16 protein-coding genes and 1 pseudogene are annotated in these 18805 nt (G+C 69.8%); all 17 read right to left on the reverse strand.

Features of this window, described 5'->3' with window-relative positions; genetic code table 11:
• Positions 1–378 precede the first annotated feature (378 nt).
• The 17 genes and pseudogenes from OP79_RS43645 to OP79_RS43720 all read right to left on the reverse strand — a co-directional run bounded on the left by OP79_RS43645 (position 379) and on the right by OP79_RS43720 (position 18617).
• Positions 379–1005, reverse strand: a complete 627-nt coding sequence (locus OP79_RS43645) for a BlaI/MecI/CopY family transcriptional regulator (RefSeq protein ID WP_033328709.1) — start codon at positions 1003–1005, stop codon at positions 379–381.
• Between the two features lie 256 nt (positions 1006–1261).
• Entirely contained in the window at positions 1262–1765 is a 504-nt protein-coding gene (locus OP79_RS50055; protein ID WP_245685654.1) for a hypothetical protein, read from the reverse strand.
• Between the two features lie 340 nt (positions 1766–2105).
• Positions 2106–2825: pseudogene (locus tag OP79_RS50060) on the reverse strand (IS6 family transposase).
• A gap of 476 nt (positions 2826–3301) precedes the next feature.
• Complete coding sequence (locus tag OP79_RS43660) at positions 3302–4573, reverse strand: CaiB/BaiF CoA transferase family protein (RefSeq protein ID WP_281194209.1); 1272 nt, start codon at positions 4571–4573, stop codon at positions 3302–3304.
• Positions 4570–5466, reverse strand: a complete 897-nt coding sequence (locus OP79_RS58745; RefSeq protein WP_078492407.1) for an enoyl-CoA hydratase/isomerase family protein — start codon at positions 5464–5466, stop codon at positions 4570–4572. The genes OP79_RS43660 and OP79_RS58745 overlap by 4 nt, the downstream gene beginning before the upstream one ends.
• A gap of 103 nt (positions 5467–5569) precedes the next feature.
• The gene (locus tag OP79_RS43665) at positions 5570–6715 is read right to left on the reverse strand and encodes an acyl-CoA dehydrogenase family protein (RefSeq protein WP_033328710.1); all 1146 of its coding nucleotides are present in this window, start codon (positions 6713–6715) and stop codon (positions 5570–5572) included.
• A 111-nt stretch (positions 6716–6826) separates the two neighbouring features.
• Positions 6827–7996: a thiolase family protein gene (locus OP79_RS43670; protein WP_033328711.1), complete on the reverse strand. Its 1170-nt coding sequence runs from the start codon at positions 7994–7996 to the stop codon at positions 6827–6829.
• A 1-nt stretch (position 7997) separates the two neighbouring features.
• Complete coding sequence (locus OP79_RS43675) at positions 7998–9761, reverse strand: class I adenylate-forming enzyme family protein (protein WP_051745536.1); 1764 nt, start codon at positions 9759–9761, stop codon at positions 7998–8000.
• Between the two features lie 64 nt (positions 9762–9825).
• Complete coding sequence (locus tag OP79_RS43680; protein ID WP_033328712.1) at positions 9826–11016, reverse strand: CaiB/BaiF CoA transferase family protein; 1191 nt, start codon at positions 11014–11016, stop codon at positions 9826–9828.
• A 7-nt stretch (positions 11017–11023) separates the two neighbouring features.
• Complete coding sequence (locus tag OP79_RS43685) at positions 11024–11791, reverse strand: crotonase/enoyl-CoA hydratase family protein (protein ID WP_033328713.1); 768 nt, start codon at positions 11789–11791, stop codon at positions 11024–11026.
• A 64-nt stretch (positions 11792–11855) separates the two neighbouring features.
• Positions 11856–12620, reverse strand: coding sequence for an SDR family NAD(P)-dependent oxidoreductase (locus OP79_RS43690; RefSeq protein ID WP_033328714.1), 765 nt, complete (start codon positions 12618–12620; stop codon positions 11856–11858).
• Positions 12621–12823: 203 nt separating this feature from the next.
• The gene (locus OP79_RS43695) at positions 12824–13501 is read right to left on the reverse strand and encodes a TetR/AcrR family transcriptional regulator (RefSeq protein WP_051745545.1); all 678 of its coding nucleotides are present in this window, start codon (positions 13499–13501) and stop codon (positions 12824–12826) included.
• Between the two features lie 111 nt (positions 13502–13612).
• Positions 13613–14854 (reverse strand): ABC transporter substrate-binding protein, encoded by a 1242-nt coding sequence (locus OP79_RS43700; protein ID WP_033328715.1) that lies wholly within the window; start codon positions 14852–14854, stop codon positions 13613–13615.
• 110 nt (positions 14855–14964) lie between these two features.
• Positions 14965–16062 (reverse strand): branched-chain amino acid ABC transporter permease, encoded by a 1098-nt coding sequence (locus OP79_RS43705; RefSeq protein ID WP_245685655.1) that lies wholly within the window; start codon positions 16060–16062, stop codon positions 14965–14967.
• A complete protein-coding gene (locus tag OP79_RS43710; RefSeq protein WP_033328716.1) occupies positions 16055–16945 on the reverse strand; it encodes a branched-chain amino acid ABC transporter permease in 891 nt (296 codons plus the stop codon). The genes OP79_RS43705 and OP79_RS43710 overlap by 8 nt, the downstream gene beginning before the upstream one ends.
• Positions 16945–17763: an ABC transporter ATP-binding protein gene (locus tag OP79_RS43715; protein ID WP_033328717.1), complete on the reverse strand. Its 819-nt coding sequence runs from the start codon at positions 17761–17763 to the stop codon at positions 16945–16947. The genes OP79_RS43710 and OP79_RS43715 overlap by 1 nt, the downstream gene beginning before the upstream one ends.
• The gene (locus OP79_RS43720; RefSeq protein WP_106972635.1) at positions 17760–18617 is read right to left on the reverse strand and encodes an ABC transporter ATP-binding protein; all 858 of its coding nucleotides are present in this window, start codon (positions 18615–18617) and stop codon (positions 17760–17762) included. Before OP79_RS43720 ends, OP79_RS43715 begins: the two co-directional genes overlap by 4 nt.
• Positions 18618–18805 lie beyond the last annotated feature (188 nt).

Below are 18805 nucleotides of genomic sequence, written 5' to 3' on the forward strand. Positions count from 1 at the left end.
GAGCTGGACCACCCCTCCCCCTTCGGTGTCACGGTCGTCCTGATGGAAGAAGACGGCTACAGCGTGCGCCTGACCGAGACATTCGCCCGCTGACCCGGCAGACATCAGGCCCGCCAGGGAGTCGAGTGATGGTGAGAAGCTGTCCCAAATCCACGTCTCGTCCGTCTCTTCCGAGCGCACCGCCGCGCCGGTGTCAGCAGCAGGCCTCAGGTGAACCGGTGCCCAGCGCCGAGGGCGGCGCCGGAGTGACCCTTCCCGCGCAGCCTGTTGCTCGGGCTGCTCACGGGCACGCGAGTTCCCGGGCGGCACCGTCGAGTCCGGCGAGCCGCTGCAGGACGCGAGGGTGCGTGCGCTGGAGGAGGATGTCGTCCTTCTTCCTCAGGCGGTGACCAGGTCCTTCTGCTCCGGCGAGGTGTCGGCCGGGGCAGTCCCGGAGGCCGTGTAGTAGACGGACTTGCCCTGCTTGGTGCGGTGGACATGCCCCTTGGCGACGAGTCCTTCGACCGTGGTGCGCACGACCTTGGGCTTGATGTCACGGTCGGGATGGGCCTGGGCCAGCGCGCTGCTGATCTCCGCGGAGGAACTCGGCTCGGACTGCCGGCCCAGATGGGTGCGGATGAGCTCGCCGAGCGTGGGCTGCTTCGCCCCGGTTGTGGGCGCCTTCGTACCGGGGCTCTTGGCCGGTGTTTTCCCGGGCTTCGGGGCAGCGGCCTTCTTCTGCCTGGCCGGTGTGGGCTCGGCCGAAGCCTGCCGCGGTACCGAAGGCGCAGCCGTGACAGTCTCGTCCGAACCTGGATTGGCGTCCGCGGGGCTCTCGCCGCTCAGCGCCTGCTGCAGGTTCACCAACAGGGCATGGTCACGCTGCAGGGCGAGCAACTGCTCCTGGAGTTCGGTTACTTCGGCGCCGATACGTTCCTGGTCCTTGGCGTTGCGCTCAAGGTCCGCAGCCACCTGAGCGGCGTACTGCGTTTTGAGTTCCGTGGTCGCTGACTCGACTTCGGACATGGCAGCTACCTCTCCTCGTGCATTGTGTAGTGCTGCTGGCGGATCGTACTCGCATCATCCAGGCCATGATCCGCCATGCGCCCAGGTCCGGCAGATCCGAACACAACTGCTATGGCTGCATACGTATAGGCATTGCGCTTCATCAGCGTGCCTTTGTCCGGGCCGTGCGAGATCACTGAGCGGCGCTGTCGTCTCAAACGACCAGGAGCTTCACGTGTCATCTCATTCTTCCCTGTCCCGACCCCGACGGATCTGATCAACGAGCAGGGACAAGCACACCCGGATCAGTGTTCTCCCAGCTCACCGTTCCCTTCAGATGAATGCCCGTGATGATCAATCCTCGCGGTGTTGTCGCGGGAGGTAGGGGCTGAAGTGGTCGGCGACGATCTCCGCGATCGTAGCGGCATCGCGGGAACCATCCGACTTCGATCACGCGGATGCCGAGCTGGTGGGCGGTGCGGGTGGCGTCCTCGGCGACGAGGCGGTCGCGGGAGAGGCGGTTGGCCTGTGCTCGGACCGGATCGCTGACGCGGTGCCGGAGCGAGGCGGTGCGGGGTAGTTCGCTGAACTGGTATTGGCGGAACCCTGGCGTGGGCACCATGACGACCATCCGGCGCGGTGAGTCGATGATGCGTGCGACGAGTTCGGGACGGAGTCCCCAGCCCTCGGCGATGATCGGGTGGCTCGAGACGAGCGCGCGCAGATCGTCCAGGGCCCACTCGAACCGGTCAGGGAAGCCGGCCAGGGTCTCGGTGGACATCTCTTGCGGGGTGGAGCGGACCCACACCTTGTCCAGGTCGGGCTCGGTGACGGGCTCGCCGAGGCCGACGCGACGGGCGATGCGGCGATCGTTGTGACCGCGAGCGTCGTGGTAGTCGTAGTGATAGACGGTGACGCCGTACTGGACGGCCAGGAGCCGGGCCAGGGTCGACTTTCCGGCCCATTGGCCGCCGCCGATCCACGGGGTCCCAGATTTCGCTGTCCGGCAGGGAGTTTCGACTGGCCATCTGCTGTCCTCCTGCAGGCGCTGTCAACTTATCGAGTGCGTCGTCGGGTGAAGGTGTGTCGGGGTGTGGTGGGGCCGGGTTGCGGCTATGTGCTCAGGCCGCGGTGGGCCGGCCGGTGACTCCGGTTACCTGGTCCCAGGTCGCGAAGCGGATGGCCATCTCGGTGCGGTGTTAGGTGGCGGTCATCAGGTGCCGTCGGGGCCGGAAGTGGGGCGAGATGCCGCTGAACGCGGACAGGAACCGCTGGGCTGCGCCGGTGCTGCGGAAGCCTTTCATCGCCCGTTCGCGCTGCCGGGTGGGCTGGTGGCTGTTCTCCGCCCGGTTGTTCAGGCCCTTGTGGGAGCGGTGTTCGACGGAGGGCATGACCTCGCGGTGGGCCGCGCCGTAGGAGCGGAGCCTGTCGGTGACGACCCCTCGCGGCACCGCACCCGTGTTCTTCGGCAGGCGGCGGAAGAAGCGCCTGGCCGCGGCGGTGTCCCGCCGGTCCTGCACGAGGATGTCCAGCACCATGCCGTCCTGGTCGACCGCCCGCCACAGGTACTTCCGTTCCCCATTGGTGGTGATGAAGACCTCGTCCAGGTGCCACCTGTCACCAGGCCGGGGCTGCCTGCGCCGCAGGGCGCTGGCGTAGGCCTGCCCGAACTTGGCGCACCAGCGGCGCACCGTCTCATACGAGACGACGATCCCGCGCTCCAGCATCAGCTCCTCGACCTCACGCAACGACAGCGGGAAGCGGAAGTACAGCCACACGCAGTGCGAGATGACCTCGGCCGGGTGCCAGTGCCCCTTGTACGACGGCGACACGGCCCCCACGAACAGCCCCCTCCCGCACGATCAACCAGAAGATCATCCCATCCAGTCAACCAACGTGACAGCGCCCGCGCATCGGTGCCACCCGCCGGGGTTCCGGCCAGGGCCGCCTTCCGCGCTCCCGGACGCCGCGACGTCGGCGTGCCCTTGGCGGTGCGCGCCGGACGGGACACCGGGGCCGCCGGAGGCACGGCGTTGGCGGCGGTGCGGGTCTGGGTGTTCTGTTCGGTCGTCATGGCCGCAGCCTCGGGCGCCGCGTCTGTGGGCACAGGTTGTGCCTGCGGAGCCGAGGCGGGAGCGGCTGCCGTATGCGACGGGAACGGAAGTGACCCGCGCCGGAACCTGACGCCGAGCGATCGTCGTGCGAACGCCCGCCGTCCGTGCATGTCGTACGCCGTCAGCATCGCCCACGGTCTTCGTACGCGCTGCGACCGCCGAGGGTCATGCCGATGGCGCCGTCGAGGCATGGATCCGGCACCTCAGCGAGGGGTCGGGGCCACCGTGCCTTGTGCGCGCAGCACGGCGATGTCGTCCTCGGTGACGCCGAGTTCGGTGAGCAGGGCGTCGGTGTGCTGACCGAGTGCGGGGATCCCACCCATCGGTGGCTCGTAGCCGGCGATGACCGGAGGTGGAAGCAGAGCGGGTACCTGACCGTGAGGTGTGTCGATCCGGCGCCACCGGTCGCGGGCCATCAGATGCGGATGGGCTATGACCTCGCTCGGTGTGTTGAACCGGGCGTTCCCGATCCCTGCGGCATCCGCGTCGCTCTGCACCTGCGTCAGGTCATGGCGTGCGCACCAGTCGGCGATCTCCGCGTCCAGGAACTCACGGTGCGCGACCCGGCCGGAGGCGGTACGAAAGCGTTCGTCGTCGGCCAGGTCGGGCCGGCCGAGAAGGTCACGCGCGAATCGCCGCCATTCGCGGTCGTTCGTCGTGCCCAGCACGACGGTCTGGCCGTCCGCTGTGCGGTAGGCGCCGTACGGCGCCACCGCGGGCGAGCCCATGCCGACCGGCTGCTGGTCCACACCCGTGTGCAGCGTGTAGGTGAGCTGATACCCCATCAACTCCGTCATCGTGTCGAACAGGCTCACCGCGACCGCGGCGGCGCCGCGACCATGGCCTCGCTCCTTGCCGCAGAGCAGCGCCAGAACCGACAACGCGGCATACAGGCCGGTGCACACGTCGGCCATCGGCGGACCGGGCTTGGCTGGCGCACCGGGAAAGCCCGTCATCGCGCATGCGCCCGACTCCGCCTGGGCCAGCAGATCGTAAGCACGCTTGTGGGACAGCGGGCCTCCCGGCCCGTAGCCGTCGATCTCCACGGCGATGAGTTCCGGGTGGCTGACGGCCAGGTCGGCGGGCGCGATTCCGAGCCTCGCCGTGGCACCGGGAGCAAGATTGGAGACCATCACATCGGCGCGGTCGAGCAACCGGTGGAGTACCGCCATCCCGGCCGGATCCTTCAGGTTCAGCGTGACCGACTCCTTGCCCCGGTTGACCCATACGAAGTGCGCCGCCATGCCGCCCACCACGTCGTCGTAGTGCCGGGCGAAGTCACCGCCTTCCGGGTTCTCCACCTTGATCACCCGAGCCCCGAAGTCACCGAGGGTGCGGGTGCAGATGGGAGCCGCCACCGCCTGCTCCAGGGACACCACCGTGATGCCCGCCAGTGGTCCGGCTGGCTTGGCCGCGTCACAAGCGGTTCGTCTCGGGTCGGAGCGTTCCGCCCGCTCGGTGTCTGCCACGTTCACCCGATCACCCTTCGGGGTCCGGGAAGGAAAGCCGGGCCTCGCCATAAGTTTCTCCTCGACCTTGTCGTGCCTGCTGTGCCAGGCGCGTCGGTGTTGTGGCCCCTGCCGCCCGCCTCATGCCCGCTCCGTCGTGGTCGGTCCGGTGAACCGCGGAGCGCGTCCGGCCTAGAACGCGGCGCTGCCCTCGGCGAGGTCCGCACCGGCCAGCAGTCGCGGCTGCGCCCGTACCTCCTCGGCGAGTACGGCGTCGAGTTCCGCGGGCCAGGACGCCAGGATCCGCTTGGTCTCCGCGAGCGAGGCCGCCCGGCCGTACCGCTTCCTGCCGTGCGGATCCGGGCTCGCAGAGGACGTCGGCCAGACCGAGAGCGGCCGCCTCCCCCGCGTCCAGGACGTCGCCGAACAGCAGCAGGCGCTTCGCCGTGCCCAGCCCGACCCGCCGCCAGTGACCAGAGCAGTCCGGCGTCCGCGATCAGCCCGATCCTGCCGAAGGCGCAGCCGAACTGGGCGTCACGGGCGGCCACTACGTGGTCGCACGCCGCCGCGAGCGACATGCCGAGCCCGAACGTGACGCCCTCGACCGCCGCGAGCACGGGCTTGGGTCCCCGGACGATCGCCCGTACGATGCCCGCGACCACCTCCATCCGCGCGGCGGACTCCTCCGGGACCGGTGTCATGGAGCGAATGTCGCCGCCCGCGCAGAAGCTGCCTCCCGCGCCGGTCAGCACCACTGCCCGGCACCGCTCGTCGCGCGACGCGTCCTGCAGTGCGGAGAGGAGTTCCTGGCGGCCGGTCAGGTCCAGGGCGTTGTGGCACCCGGGCTGTTGGAGCGTCAGCACGCGTACCGGCCCGTCGTCCTCCAGGAGCACGGCGGCGCCTGGGGTCCGGTCGCTCATGACGGCCCGGCCAGCCCACGACCGCAGAGCGACGGCCGGTCACCTTCCCCGTACGGCCCGGTGGCCTCACGCATCTCGCTCGCGGGGCCGCCCGCGCCACCCGTCACGCGTGCTCCCGCAGCAACTGCCTGCCCACGATGAGCTTCTGGATCTCGCTCGTCCCCTCGTAGATGCGGAACAGTCGCACGTCCCGGTAGAAGCGCTCGACGGGAATGTGGCGCATGTATCCCATGCCCCCGTGTATCTGGACGGCACGGTCGGCCACCCGGCCCACCATCTCGCTGCAGAACAGTTTCGTGGAGGACGGCGCCAGCCTGCGGTCCTCGCCCGAGTCGTACGCGCGGGCCGCCTCAAGGACCATGGCGTGGCCCGCATACATCTCGGCGTGCGACTCGGCGAGCATGGCCTGGACGAGCTGGAACTCGCCGATGGGACGTCCGCCCTGCCGGGTGACCGAGGCGTGCGCGACGCTTTCGTCCAGGATGCGCCCGGCCAGCCCCACACACATCGCCGCGACGCTCAGACGTCCCCTGGCCAGCGACCGCATGGCGGTGCGGAATCCCTCTTCCTCGCGTTCTCCGACGAGGGCACTCGCCGGAAGGCGTACGTCGTCGAAGAAGACCTCCGCGCTCAAGGCCCCCGACTGGCCCATCTTGTGGTCCCTCGGTCCCACGGTGACGCCGGGGCTGTCCGCGTCGACGGCGAAGACGGAGATCCCCTCGGCGCCCGTACTCTGCGGCCCGGTGCGGGCGAACACCATGAAGACACCGGCGAGCGGGGCATTGGTGATGAACCGTTTGCTGCCGTTCAGGACGTAGCCGTCCCCGTCGCGTACGGCACGGGTCCTGATACCGCTGGGGTCCGAGCCCGCCTCCGCCTCCGTGAGGGTGAACGCCGCGATCAACTCCCCGGCGGCCATCCGCGGCAGATAGCGTCGCTTCTGCTCCTCGGTGCCGGAACTCGCCAGGAGCTGGCCGGCGACGCCGTTGTTGATGCTGAACATCGAGCGGAACGCGGGCGTGGTGTAGCCGATCTCCAGGGAGAGGCGTACGTCCTCCGTCATGGAGAAGCCCAGCCCGCCATACTCCTGGGGCAGGGCGTAGCCGAACAGGCCCATGGCCGCGGCCTTCTCGCGGAGGTCCGCCGGGATCTCGTCCTTCTCCTCGATCTCGTTCTCGCGCGGGACGACCTTCTCGCGCACGAAGGCCCGCACCGCCGCCAGAACGGCATCGAACTCGTCTGGTTCCATTGGCTTTTCGCACTCCTCGGTTGTGGGCGCCTTGTCGGGCGGGCCCCAGGGCTCGGGCTGCTTGGGCCGCTTGGCCGCTCCTGCCGCTCCGGCTACTCGGGCTGCTCGGGCTCAGCGGGGAAGGAGTTCCAGGACGGTGGCGTTCGCCATGCCGCCGCCCTCGCACATCGACTGCAAGCCGTAGCGGACGCCGGTGGCTCGCATGTGGTGGAGCAGCGTCGTGGTCAGCCGGGCGCCGGAGGCTCCCAGGGGATGGCCGAGGGCGATGGCGCCGCCGTCGGGATTGAGCCGGTCCGGATCGGCGCCGGTCTCGGCGAGCCAGGCGCAGGTCACGCTGGCGAACGCCTCGTTGATCTCGAAGGCGCCGATGTCCTCGATGCCCAGACCGGCGCGCTTCAGGACCTTCTCGGTGGCCGGGATGGGGCCGGTGAGCATCGTCACGGGGTCGACTCCGACGACGGCGAAGGAGTGGAAGCGGGCGATCGGGCGCAGACCGAGTTCGCGCGCCTTCTCGCCGCTCATGACCAGCAGCGCCGAGGCACCGTCCGATATCTGCGAGGAGTTGCCGGCCGTGACCACGCCGTCCTCGGTGAAAGCGGGCTTCAGACCCGCCATCGTGGCGGCCGTGCCGCCCCGCCGTACTCCCTCGTCCGTGTCGACGGTGCGTACGGAACCGTCTTCGTCCGTCACGTCCACCGGCACGATCTGGGACTTGAACCGCCCCTCGTCGATCGCTGCCGCCGCGTTGGCGTGCGACTGGAGGCTGTGCGCGTCGAGTTGCTCCCGGCTCAGCCGCCAGCGCCGCGCGATCTCCTCCGCGCCCAGCCCCTGGTTGAACCGCGAGACGCCGTACCGGGCCTGCACGGCAGGGCCGAAGGGTTCGCCGGGGCCCCGCTCGCGGCCGGAGCCCAGCGGTACGCGGCTCATCGACTCCACGCCGCCCGCGACCACGATGTCGTACTGGCCGCTCATCACTCCCGCAGCGGCGAACTGCGCGGCCTGCTGCGAGGATCCGCATTGCCGGTCGATGGTGACGCCCGGCACTTCCTCAGGCCATCCGGCGGCCAGGACGGCAAAACGGCCGACGCAGCCGCCCTGCTCACCGGTCTGGGAGACGCAGCCCCACAGCACGTCCTCGACCAACGCCGGGTCCAGGTCGTTGCGTTCGGCGAGGGCCCGCAGCACTACGGCGGACAGGTCTACCGGGTGAATACCGCTGAGCGAGCCGTTCCGCTTGCCCACGGGGGTACGTACGGCGTCCACGATGACCGCGTCACGCATGTCAGACCTGCCTTTCCGCCGTGTCCGGCGTGCCGGTTTCCTGTGTGCCCGAGGGGGGTTCGCCCGGGTCCCGAGTCGTCCGGGCCAGGCGGCGGAGCTCGGTTTTCAGCACCTTTCCGGCCGGAGACACGGGAAGTTCGTCGACGAAACGGACCTCTCTGATCCGCTTGTACGGCGTCACGCGCTCCGCGACGTACTCCATCAGCTCCTCGGCCATCGCGCGCGGCTCAGCGGCGGGGACCACGAAGGCGACGGGGATCTCGCCGACGGCAGGCACCGCCCTTCCGACGACCGACGCCTGGAGCACTGCGGGGTGTCCGCCGAGGATGTCCTCCAGCTCGCGCGGGTACACGTTGTAGCCCTTGTAGATGAGCATGTCCTTTGATCTGCCGGAGACGTACAGGAAGCCGTCCGCGTCGAGGTGGCCGGTGTCGCCGGTGCGCAGCCAGCCGTCGACGAACTGCGCGGCGGTCTCGTCCGGGCGGCCGAGGTAGCCCGAGGCCACCTGAGGGCCCCGCGCCCAGATCTCGCCGCGCTCGCCCCGCGGCACCTTCCGGCCGGGATCCAGCGGGTCCCTGATCTCCAGCTCGGTGTCGAACAGGGGAAGTCCCTGGCTGCCCGGCTTGCGCAGCCCGGCCTTCGCGATCGGGCCGCTGGACACGGTCGCCGTCGCCTCCGTCAGGCCGTACCCCTCGATGACGGCGGCGTTGGGGAAGACCTCTGTCAGCCGCTCCAACGAGTGCGTGTCTATGGGGGCGCCGCCCGACACCACGGCCTTGACCGAGCTGAGGTCCCGCGTGCGGATGCCCGGTGTCGCCAGCAGGGCGTGATAGAGCGCCGGGGCGCCCGGGATGTACGCGATCCGGTGCCGTTCCACCTGCTCCAGGTACGACTCCGCATCGAAGCGGCCGCTCAGGATATTGGTGGCGCCGCACAGGAGGAAGAAGTTGAGGCTGATCAGGCCAAGGGCGTGGAACAAGGGCGAGACACACAGCGTGGCGTAGGTACCCGGTGCCAGGGCATAGTCGCCGGAGGTCTCCAAGGGGTTCAGCACCACACCGCCTTCGCTGTCGAGCCCGGGGAGCGCCCCGGAGCGCCAGCAGGCGACCTGGATGGTGTTGGCGACGATGTTGCGGTGCAGTATGCGCACTCCCTTGGGTGCCCCGGTGGTTCCGCCGGTGTACCCGTACTGGGCGACGGAGTCGGTGGGGACCAGCACCTCTGGCGGGTGGGTGCTCTGGCCTGCGACGAGGGCCTCCAGGGGGGTGCCCGCCTTCCCGAAGATCTTTGCGCAGTCATCCGGCCTGTCGGCCGGGGCCGATGCGCTGGGCGGCACGATGACGACCAGCCGGACTGGTAGCCCGTCGATCGCCTCGGCCAGCACCGGTGCCGGCTCCGGATGGGTCACCACGGCCGCCGCGGAGCAGTCGGCGAGCTGGGCGCGCAGGGCTCTGGCCGGCTGGGCGGGGTTGGCCGGGCATGCTGTCGCGCCGGCGAGCGTGATGCCGTAGTAGGCGACGGCGAACCACAGGGTGTTCGGCAGGTGCAGGGCGACCACGTCACCCTGCCGTATGCCGTGCGCCCTGAGGCCGCGTGCGAACGCGGCAGCCTGTTCGTACAGGCTGGTGAAGGTGAGAACCTGGTCGCCGTCGCGTATGGCCGCCCGGTCGCGGTAGCGGCGGGCCGAGCCGGCGAGTACCGCGCCGAGCGGGACATCCGGGTAGTCGAGGCGGCGAGGCAGCCCTGTGGGCCAGTAGTCGGTCATGTGCCGCTCCCTTCACGCGCCGGCCCGCGGCCGGCCATGCAGGGCTTTCGCGTGGTACGCCGGTTCATCGCACGACCTCCGCGTCGAAAAGCTTCTTGATCTGCTCGGGGTTCCGGCCCGTCTCGGCGAGGACCTGCGCTGTGTGCTCGCCCGGAAGGGGGGCCGGCCGGGTGTGCCGGCGAGGGGCGGAGGAGCCGAACCGGGGGGCCGGGGCGGGCTGGAGGACTCCCGTGCCGTCGGTGAGGAAGGTGCCGCGTGCGACGTTGTGAGGATGGCTCGGTGCCTCCACCAGCGACAGCACGGGGGTGACGCACGCGTCGGCGTCGGCGAACACGGCGGCCCAGTCGTCGCGGGTCCGGGCGGCGAAGACCTCCGCCAGGCGCCGCCGCATGACCGGCCAGCGGGACCGGTCCCACTGCTCGGTGAAGTCGGCATCCGCGACCAGGCCGAGCCGTTCCAGGAGGGTGGCGAAGAAGGGCGCCTCGATCGCGCCGACCGCGACGTACTCGCCGTCGCGGCAGCGGTAGACGCCGTAGAACGGGGCTGTGCCGTCCAGGTAGTTGACGCCCCGGTCGTCGGTCCACCGCCCCTCGTGCAGACGGCTGTAGATCATGGCCAGCAACTGAGCCGACCCGTCCACCATGGCGGCGTCCACGACCTGCCCTTTCCCGGTGGCGCGTGCCTGCACGACCGCGCACAGCACACCGAAGGCGAGCAGTGCGCCACCGCCGCCGAAGTCGCCGAGCAGGTTGAGCGGCAGGACCGGCGGGCCGTCGGCCGGTCCGATGGCTCCCAGGGCCCCCGACAGGGCGATGTAGTTGATGTCGTGCCCGGCCCGCGGCGCGAGCGGCCCGTCCTGCCCGAATCCCGTCATCCGTCCGTAGACCAGGCGCGGGTTGCGGTCCAGGCACGGGCCGGGGCCCACGCCGAGCCGTTCGGCCACCCCCGGCCGGAAGCCCTCCAGGAGGACATCGGCATCCGCCACCAGGTCGAGGACGGCGCCGACGCCTTCCGGGTGCTTGAGGTCGATGGCGGCCGAGCGCCGGCCCCGGTGCAGGACGGGATCGGGCTTGCCGGCCACGTCCGACGGGCGCTCGACACGGATCACGTCCGCACCGGCGTCGGCGAGGAGCATCGCACAGAACGGCCCCGGCCCGATGCCCCCGAGCTCGATGACCCGCAGCCCGGTGAGCGGCCCCGGGGCCGCATCGGGTACGGCGCCGTTCGCACGTTCCTGGTCTTGTTCTTCGTTCACCGGCCGCTCACCGGCCTCGCCAGACGGGAGTGCGCTTCTCGGTGAAGGCCGACGCGCCTTCCCGAGCGTCATCCGAGTTGAACACCAGCTCGGTGATCGGTTTCTGACGGTCGAACAGCTCGTCGCGTGGCCAGCCGGGAGACTCCACGAGGATACGTTTGGTGACCCGTACGGCGAGCGGACCGTTGGCGGCGATGGCGGAGGCCAGCAGCCTCGCCTCCTTCAGCGCGCCGCCGGGCGGGGTGAGCCGGTTGACCAGCCCGAAGTGGTAGGCCCGGTCCGCGGTGAGGACATCGCCGGTGAGGGCGAGTTCCATCGCGATTTGGTACGGGATCCGGCCCGGCAGCCGCAGCAGTCCCCCGGCCACCGCCACCAGACCGCGCTTGACCTCGGGCAACCCGAACTTGGCGTCCTCGGCGGCGACGACCAGATCACTCGCGAGTGCGATCTCGCATCCGCCCGCCACGGCGTAGCCCTCGACGGCGGCGATCAGCGGCTTGCGCGGCGGGGTCTCGGTGAGGCCGGCGAAACCGCGCCCCTGCACGTGGGGGCGCTCGCCCCGCAGGAACGCCTTGAGGTCCATGCCCGCGCAGAAGGTGCCGCCCGCGCCGGTGATGATGCCGACCGCGAGGTCGTCGCGCTCGTCCAGCTCGTCCAGCGCGGACGCGATCGCCTCCGCGACGGCTCGGGTGACCGCGTTGCGGGATTCGGGCCGGTTGATGGTGATGACGGCGATGCCGTCGTCGCCGTACTCGACCAGTACTTCGTCTGCCACGGAAGCTCCTTTGCGGTGGCCAAGCGGTGGTCGCGGTTGGGGAGTTGCGGTTGAGCACCGGCCTTCAGCGTGGGGCCAGGCGGATCGCGCCGTCGAGGCGGATGGTCTCTCCGTTGAGCATCGGGTTGTCGATGATGTGCAGGGCGAGTTGTGCGTACTCGTCCGCCGCGCCGAGGCGCGGCGGGTGCGGCACCGCGGCAGCGAGCGCGTCGAGCTTCTCCTTCGGCCTCCTGCCGAGCATCGGTGTGTCGAACAAGCCGGGCGCGATGGTGACGACCCGGATGCTCCTGCTCGCCAGATCCCGGGCCGCGCACAGGGTGAGGCCGACCACTCCGGCTTTCGACGCCGCGTACGGGCTCTGTCCGATCTGCCCCTCGAACGCCGCGACCGAAGCTGTCATGACCACCACTCCACGGTCCCCGTCGAGTGGTTCGTTGCCGGCCATGCGGGCGGCGGCGAGCCGGAGCACGTTGAAGGTGCCGATCAGGTTGACGTCGACCACGGCGCGGAAATGGTCGAGATCACCGGCGGTGCCGTCCTTGTTGACCACGCGGAGCGGACCGCCGCGGCCCGCGCAGTGGACGACCGCGCGCAGCGCTCCTGTCCGCTCGGCGGTGTCGAGGACCGCGGTCATGTCCTCGGTGCTCGTCACGTCGGCGGGGACGAAGACGGCCTCGGGGCCGAGGTCGCGGACGGCGCGGTCGCCGTCCGAGGAGGGCAGGTCCGCGATGGTGACGCGGGCGCCGGCCTTGAGCAGCCGCCGTGCCGTCGCCAGGCCGAGCCCCGACGCGCCGCCGGTCACCACTGCGGATATTCCGCTGGTCTGCATGGACGCTCCAGTCGGTCGAGTCGGTGTCGGATCTGCCGCCGCCGGCGCCGCGAAGGCTCGGCGACTGCCGTCGTACGCCGGGCCGCGGGCCCGGCCGTTGCGGTCGGGACCGCAGCCGAGGAGAGAAGGTACTTGTCGAACGATCGTTAAGTTAGGTCGCCGTCTCACCCACTGTCAATGACCGCGACGAAAGTGCAGACGACCTACCGGGCCGGCGCCTCGCCGTGCCCGACCAGTGCGAACGCGAGCCGCACGTACCGGTCGCACAGCTCCGTCGTCCCGAGGTCGCCGGACGGGTCGTACCACTGGGCGACGGCGTTGCACATGGCCATGACCGCCCGGCGGGCGTCGTCCGGGTGCGGGGTCCGGAAGACTCCGCCGGCCATGCCGTCGTCTATGGCCTTCTGGAAGAGTCCCGATACGGCGTGGCGCCTTTCGATGATGGGGTTGCGGTACTCGGGTTCCAGGTAACGGAGTTCCTGGAGGGTCAGCAGACTCTCCACCCGCCGCCGGACCCGGTAGTCGACCGTCACTCTGACCAGGGCGGCCAGCCGCGCGGCGGGGTCGTCACCGGCCTGGGCCAGTTCCTTCTCGCAGTGACGGAAGTAGTCGTCGAGCGAGTCCTCGATCAGGGCGTGGAAGAGCTCCGCCTTGCCGGAGTAGTAGTAATAGAGGGCGGACAGACTCATGTCGGCCCGCTTGGCGATGTCACGAATGGAGGCGCCGAAGTAGCCGCGCTCCGCGAAGACATCTCGTGCGGCGTCCATGATGGCGTCCCGGCCGTTTCCCCGGGAGCTGGAGGAACCGTTGTCCCCCGCCTTGCCGCTCTTGCCCGCTGCCTTGCCGCTCTTGCCCGCCGCTTTGCCGCTCGTCGTATCCATGGCCCCAGCCTCCCAGAATGAACGAACGATCGACAAAGCCGGCTCTCCTGCCATGCGGAGCCGAGGGCCGGCGCACCGCCACCGCCGGCCCGCCGGGCACAGTCCCCAGTGTCATCCGGCCGACGGAACCTTGTACTCCTTCGCCAGGTCCGATGCGAAGAAGTCACCGCGTGCTTTGACTCCGGCGAAGACACCCTTGTCCACACCCAGCACCTGGGCCTCGCGCGAACTGGGCTCAGCGGGATCGGAGAAGTCCTGAGGCGGGAGCAGGCCGGGTAGCGAGAAGTCGGTGACAGAGCTGCGGGCCTTGAGCACGCCCGCGCGGGTGAGGTCCTCGCAGCTCTTGCCGAGTATCTCGGCGTACAGCTTGGTCATGGCATAGGCGTGGACGACTCCGCTGCTGGCCTCCGGCGCCTTACCGTACTGGTCCGTCCAGGCAGCGGCCAGCTTGCGAGCGGCGGCGTTGTCCGCGCCGAGTGCCCCCAGCCCGGAGAGCCTGGAGTAGTGCTCGGTGAGCGCGGGCGCCGCAGACGTCCTGAGCAGGCTGGTGGCGAAGGTCGACACCCCGCCCATGATCGGCACCTCCATGCCGGCCGACTGCGCCACTGCCGCCACCGAAGCCGCCTGCTTGGGCGTCGAGTCGACCACGATCGCCTTGACCTTCGCCGACTTGAGCGCGTTGACCTGGCTGGTGAGGTCGGTTGCGGTGGGTTCGATCTGCTGGCCGACGATCTTCAACCCCAGCTTCTCCGCAGCGAACTTGCTGCCCCGCAGGCTGTTCTCGCCGATTTCTCCCTGGAGGTAGATATGCCCGACGGAATCGCCGCTGCGCAGTTCACCCTTCCGCACGAGCCAGTCCAGGCCGTTGATCGTCTGGATGTCGTACGTGGCGCCCAGGACGATCAGGTGCTCGTCCCCGAGCAGGGTCGACGCGAACGTGGTCAGGCCGGCGAGTTCGTCCTTCGCCTCGATCTTCTCCCGCAGCGCTGTGACGACCGGTGAGCCGAGGATGTTCAGATAGCCGAGGACCTGCGGATCCATCTCGTCGTACGCGGCGACGGCCTTCTGCGGGTCGTAGCCGTGGTCGCGGGTGACGAGTGCCAGCTTCCGGTCGCAGACACCTCCTGCCGCGTTGATCTCCTTCATGGCGACGTTGCTCGCGTCGAGGATCGTCTTGCCGGTGCCCGCGAACGGGCCCGACAGGTCCATCAGCACCCCGAGCTTGATGGTGGAGTCGCTGACCCCGGGTGCGGCGGCGGTCCCGGCCGTTTCGGCCTTGGTGGAGCAGCCGGCAACCGCCAGCGTGAAGGCCAGGGCCGTGGCCGCCAGCCCGAGTGTGCGCGATTTGTGCATCGGTGTGTCTCCTCGCTGAGAAGCGGATGAGGTGGTTGACAGCACACGTCCGGCAAGGTGGGGGGCGGGTCTGGAGTGTCTGGGGCGACGGACGGCTGGGGAGCCGGGGTTCAGGGAGTGGCGGCCGCGGCCGGGCGGCGGCTTCGTAGAGGTCGAACGGCGCCGGCCAGCGCCGCCAGACCGCCCGGCTGGACGATCACGGCCACGATGACGACCGCGCCGTACACGAACTGGGCCGCTGTCGACGCGTCCAGTCCCTGCCCGCCGGCTCCGGTGACGAACGGCAGGGAATCCGCGTAGCGGGAGAACAGCAGGGGCAGCGTCACGACGAAGACCGCACCGGCGATCGCGCCACCCACGGATCCGAGGCCGCCCAGGATGACCATCACCAGATAGCTGACCGACAGGTGGAGGCTGAAGTAGTCGGGGACGGTGCGCTGGAAGGCCAGTGCCGTGAGCACACCGGCAGCGCCGGCATACATCGACGACAGTACGAAGACGGCTGCCTTGGTGCGTCGTATGTCGACGCCCATGGCGCTCGCGCCGATCTCGCTGTCTTTCATGAGCCTCAGCGCCCTGCCGGGCCGGCCGCGCAGGACGTTGCGGCCGAGCAGCGCCGCCCCGACGGTGACGACGAGGAACAGATACCACTGGCTCTCGGCGGCACCGAACGGAACGCCCAGGACGGTGACGTCCGCCTGGTCGGAGAAGGAGAACCCGCCGATCGACAGCGGCACGACGGTCCTGCCCTCGAAGCCGCCGGTCACCGGCTTCATGTTCTGCAGCAGATGGTGGCCGAGGAACACCAGGCCCAGGGAGGCGATGCCCAGGTAGATGCCGCGCAGGCGGCTGGAGACCGGGCTGAACAGCAGGCCGCAGACGCCCGCCAGCAGGACGGCCAGGACCGCGGCGAGAAGCGGGGGTAGGCCGAGACCGGACACCCCGCCGCCGCTTTCTCCGGCCAGGAAGGCATAGCCGTATGCGCCGACGGCGACGAAGAAGGCGTGTCCCAGGGACAACTGTCCCGCCGCGCCGAGCAGGATGGTGAGGCCGATCGCGCCGACCGCCGCCGCCATCGCGAACAGGCCCATGTTCAGCCAGAACGCGGAGACATACAGGGGCAGCGCCAGGAGGACCACCAGGGCGGCGGTCAGCGCGCACAGGGCCGGCACACGCCCTGCCATGGGGAACCGGGACGTCTCAGGCACGGCTGACCTCCTTCGCGCCGAACAGGCCCGAGGGCCGGCACAGCAGAATGCAGATCATGATCACGTAGGCCACGACGTCCCCCAGCCCTCGCCCGAGGAAGGAGAGAGCGTCCTGGTACTCGGCGACGGTCACCTCGGCGATGCCGATGACCAGGCCGCCCACGATCGCCCCGCCGAGCGAGTCGAGGCCTCCGATGATCGCCGCGGGGAGCGCCTTGATGGCCGCGGTCCCGGTACTCACGGCCACGCCAGGGCTGGGGAACGAAGCGAGACCGATGCCGGCCGCGACGGCGAGGATGCCGGCCGCGATCCAGGCACCTGCCGAGACCCGCTTCAGCCGGACACCGGCGAGCGCCGCGCCCTCGCGGTCCTCGATCGAGGCGCGCATGGCCAGGCCCCAGCCGGTGTGGCGGAGGACCGCGGCGAGACCGGCGATCAGCAGCGGCACGGTGAGGATGGTGATGATCACGGACAAGGGCAGTACCACTGAGCCGAAGTGGACCACGTGTCCGTCCCAGGGAGCGCCAAGTGGCAGCACGCTCTCCCCGATGCGCCAGCTCAGTTCCGCGGTGAGCACCACGTTGACCCCGATGGTGAGGATCGCCAGCGCGTCATGCTTGCGGCCGTCGACCCGGGACAACAGCAGTCGCTCCACCGCCAGTCCCAGCGTCCCGGCCGCGACCAGGCCGAGCGCCACGGCGGCCGCGAAGCCGATGTGCGGGCTGGTCTGCGCCACCACCCACACACCGAAGAGCAGAAACGAGGCGTGTGCGAAGTTCACCGTGCGGGTCGCCTTGAAGACGATGACGAAGCCCAGTGCGATCAGGGCGTACAACAACCCCAAAGACACACCGCTCAACAGGATTTCGACTCCGCGGGTCATCACGACAACCTCTCCGCCACCTGGTCGTTTCCGGATTCCATGGGCGCTCCCAGATAGGCGCTGATCACTTCCGGATGCTGCCTTACGTGTTCCGGCGTGCCGTCCGTGACGACCTTGCCGAAGTCGAGGACGGTGATGCGGTCGGCGATCGACATGACCACTCCCATGTCGTGCTCGACGAACACCACGGTCAGACCGAGCGCGTCACGTGCCGCGGAGACCAGCCGGGCGAGTTCCGCGCTCTCCGCGGTGTTCATCCCGGCGACCGGTTCGTCGAGGATGAGCAACCGCGGCTCCAGGCACAGAGCCCGCGCGAACTCCAGTCGCTTGAGATCCCCGTAGGCGAGGCTCGCCGCCGGGCGGTCCAGAACGCCGGACAAGCCGGCGAACTCCGCGATGTCGCGCACCCGCGCTTCATGGACACGCTGTTCACCGCGGCCCAGTCCCAGTGCCGTCGCGGCGATGCCGGACCGGGTCAGCCGATGCCGGCCGACCATGAGGTTGTCGAGTGTGGACTCGACCGGTGACACGACGATGTTCTGGAAGGTGCGGGCGACTCCCCTGCGTGCCACCCGGTCCGGACGCAGGCCCGTCACCTCCCGACCGTCCACCATGATGCGGCCCGAGGCGACACGGTAGATCCCCGACAGTGCATTGAGCAGCGTTGTCTTGCCGGCACCGTTGGGACCGATGACGGCATGGATCGTTCCGGGCCGCACGGTGAATGACACACCGTCAAGGGCGCGCAGGCCGCTGAACACCACGCTCACGTCCTCGACACGCAGTTCCGCTGCCGTTTGCGTTTGAGTCGTCGTCATCCGGACCACCTGCTCAGCGTCGGCGTGTTTCCGGTTCCGGGCCCGGGCCGCGGGGCGGATCCGCCGGCGCCCTGGCCGGCGTCCGCGTCCGCGCCCAGGTAGAGGCGGCGCACGTCGTCGCTCTGCGCCAGCTCGTCCGTCGGTCCGCTCAGCACGATCCGGCCGAGGTCGAGCACACAGGCCGAGTCGGCGACCGAAAGCGCCATCGCCGCGTTCTGCTCCACCAGCAGGACCGGGACCCCTTCCCGGCTGATCTCGCGGATGGTCTCGCCCACGAGATGCACCAGCCGCGGCGCGAGGCCGAGGGACGGCTCGTCGAGAAGCAGGAGTCTCGGTTGCGCCATCAACGCCCGTGCGATGGCGAGCATTTGCTGCTCGCCGCCGGACAGCGTCCCGCCACGGGCGCGTCGCCGCTCGGCGAGCTGCGGGAAGAGTTCGTACATCCGACGGCGTGTGCGCTCACGCACCGCCGACGACCGCACGGTGAGCGCACCGGCGTTCAGATTTTCCTCCACCGTCAGACCGGCGAAGATGTGCCGTCCTTCCGGTACCTGTACGAGCCCGTGCACCACGGTGCGGGCCGTGTCCGCACCGGTGATCCGTTCGCCACGGAACCGGACGGAGCCTTCGGTGACTCCGCCGCCGTACAGGCCGAGCGTGCCGGAGACGGCGCGCATGAGCGTCGTCTTGCCGGCGCCGTTGCTGCCGAGGAGCGCGACGACGCCGCTGCCGCCGACGTCCAGGGACACCCCCCGCAGAACGGGTGCGCGAGCGCCGTACCGGACGACGAGTCCATCGATTTCGAGCACTTCGGCCTCCCTTGCCGCCCTGAAGCGACGCCAAGCGTCACTCATCGATCGTTCGTTAAGGCCAGCGTGAACGTAGGGTGAGCCACGTCACTCGGTCAAGGTCCCTGCACATGATCGCTTGCAGGGAGGCGGAGTTGAAGGGCTACGAGCCCGCCGGTTCCGCCTGGACAGGAAGGCCGGTACGCTGTTAAACGATCGTTCGATAAAATCTCAGTCGATCAGAAGACGAGGGG

Source organism: Streptomyces yerevanensis, assembly GCF_000716805.1.
Classification (GTDB): domain Bacteria; phylum Actinomycetota; class Actinomycetes; order Streptomycetales; family Streptomycetaceae; genus Streptomyces; species Streptomyces flaveus.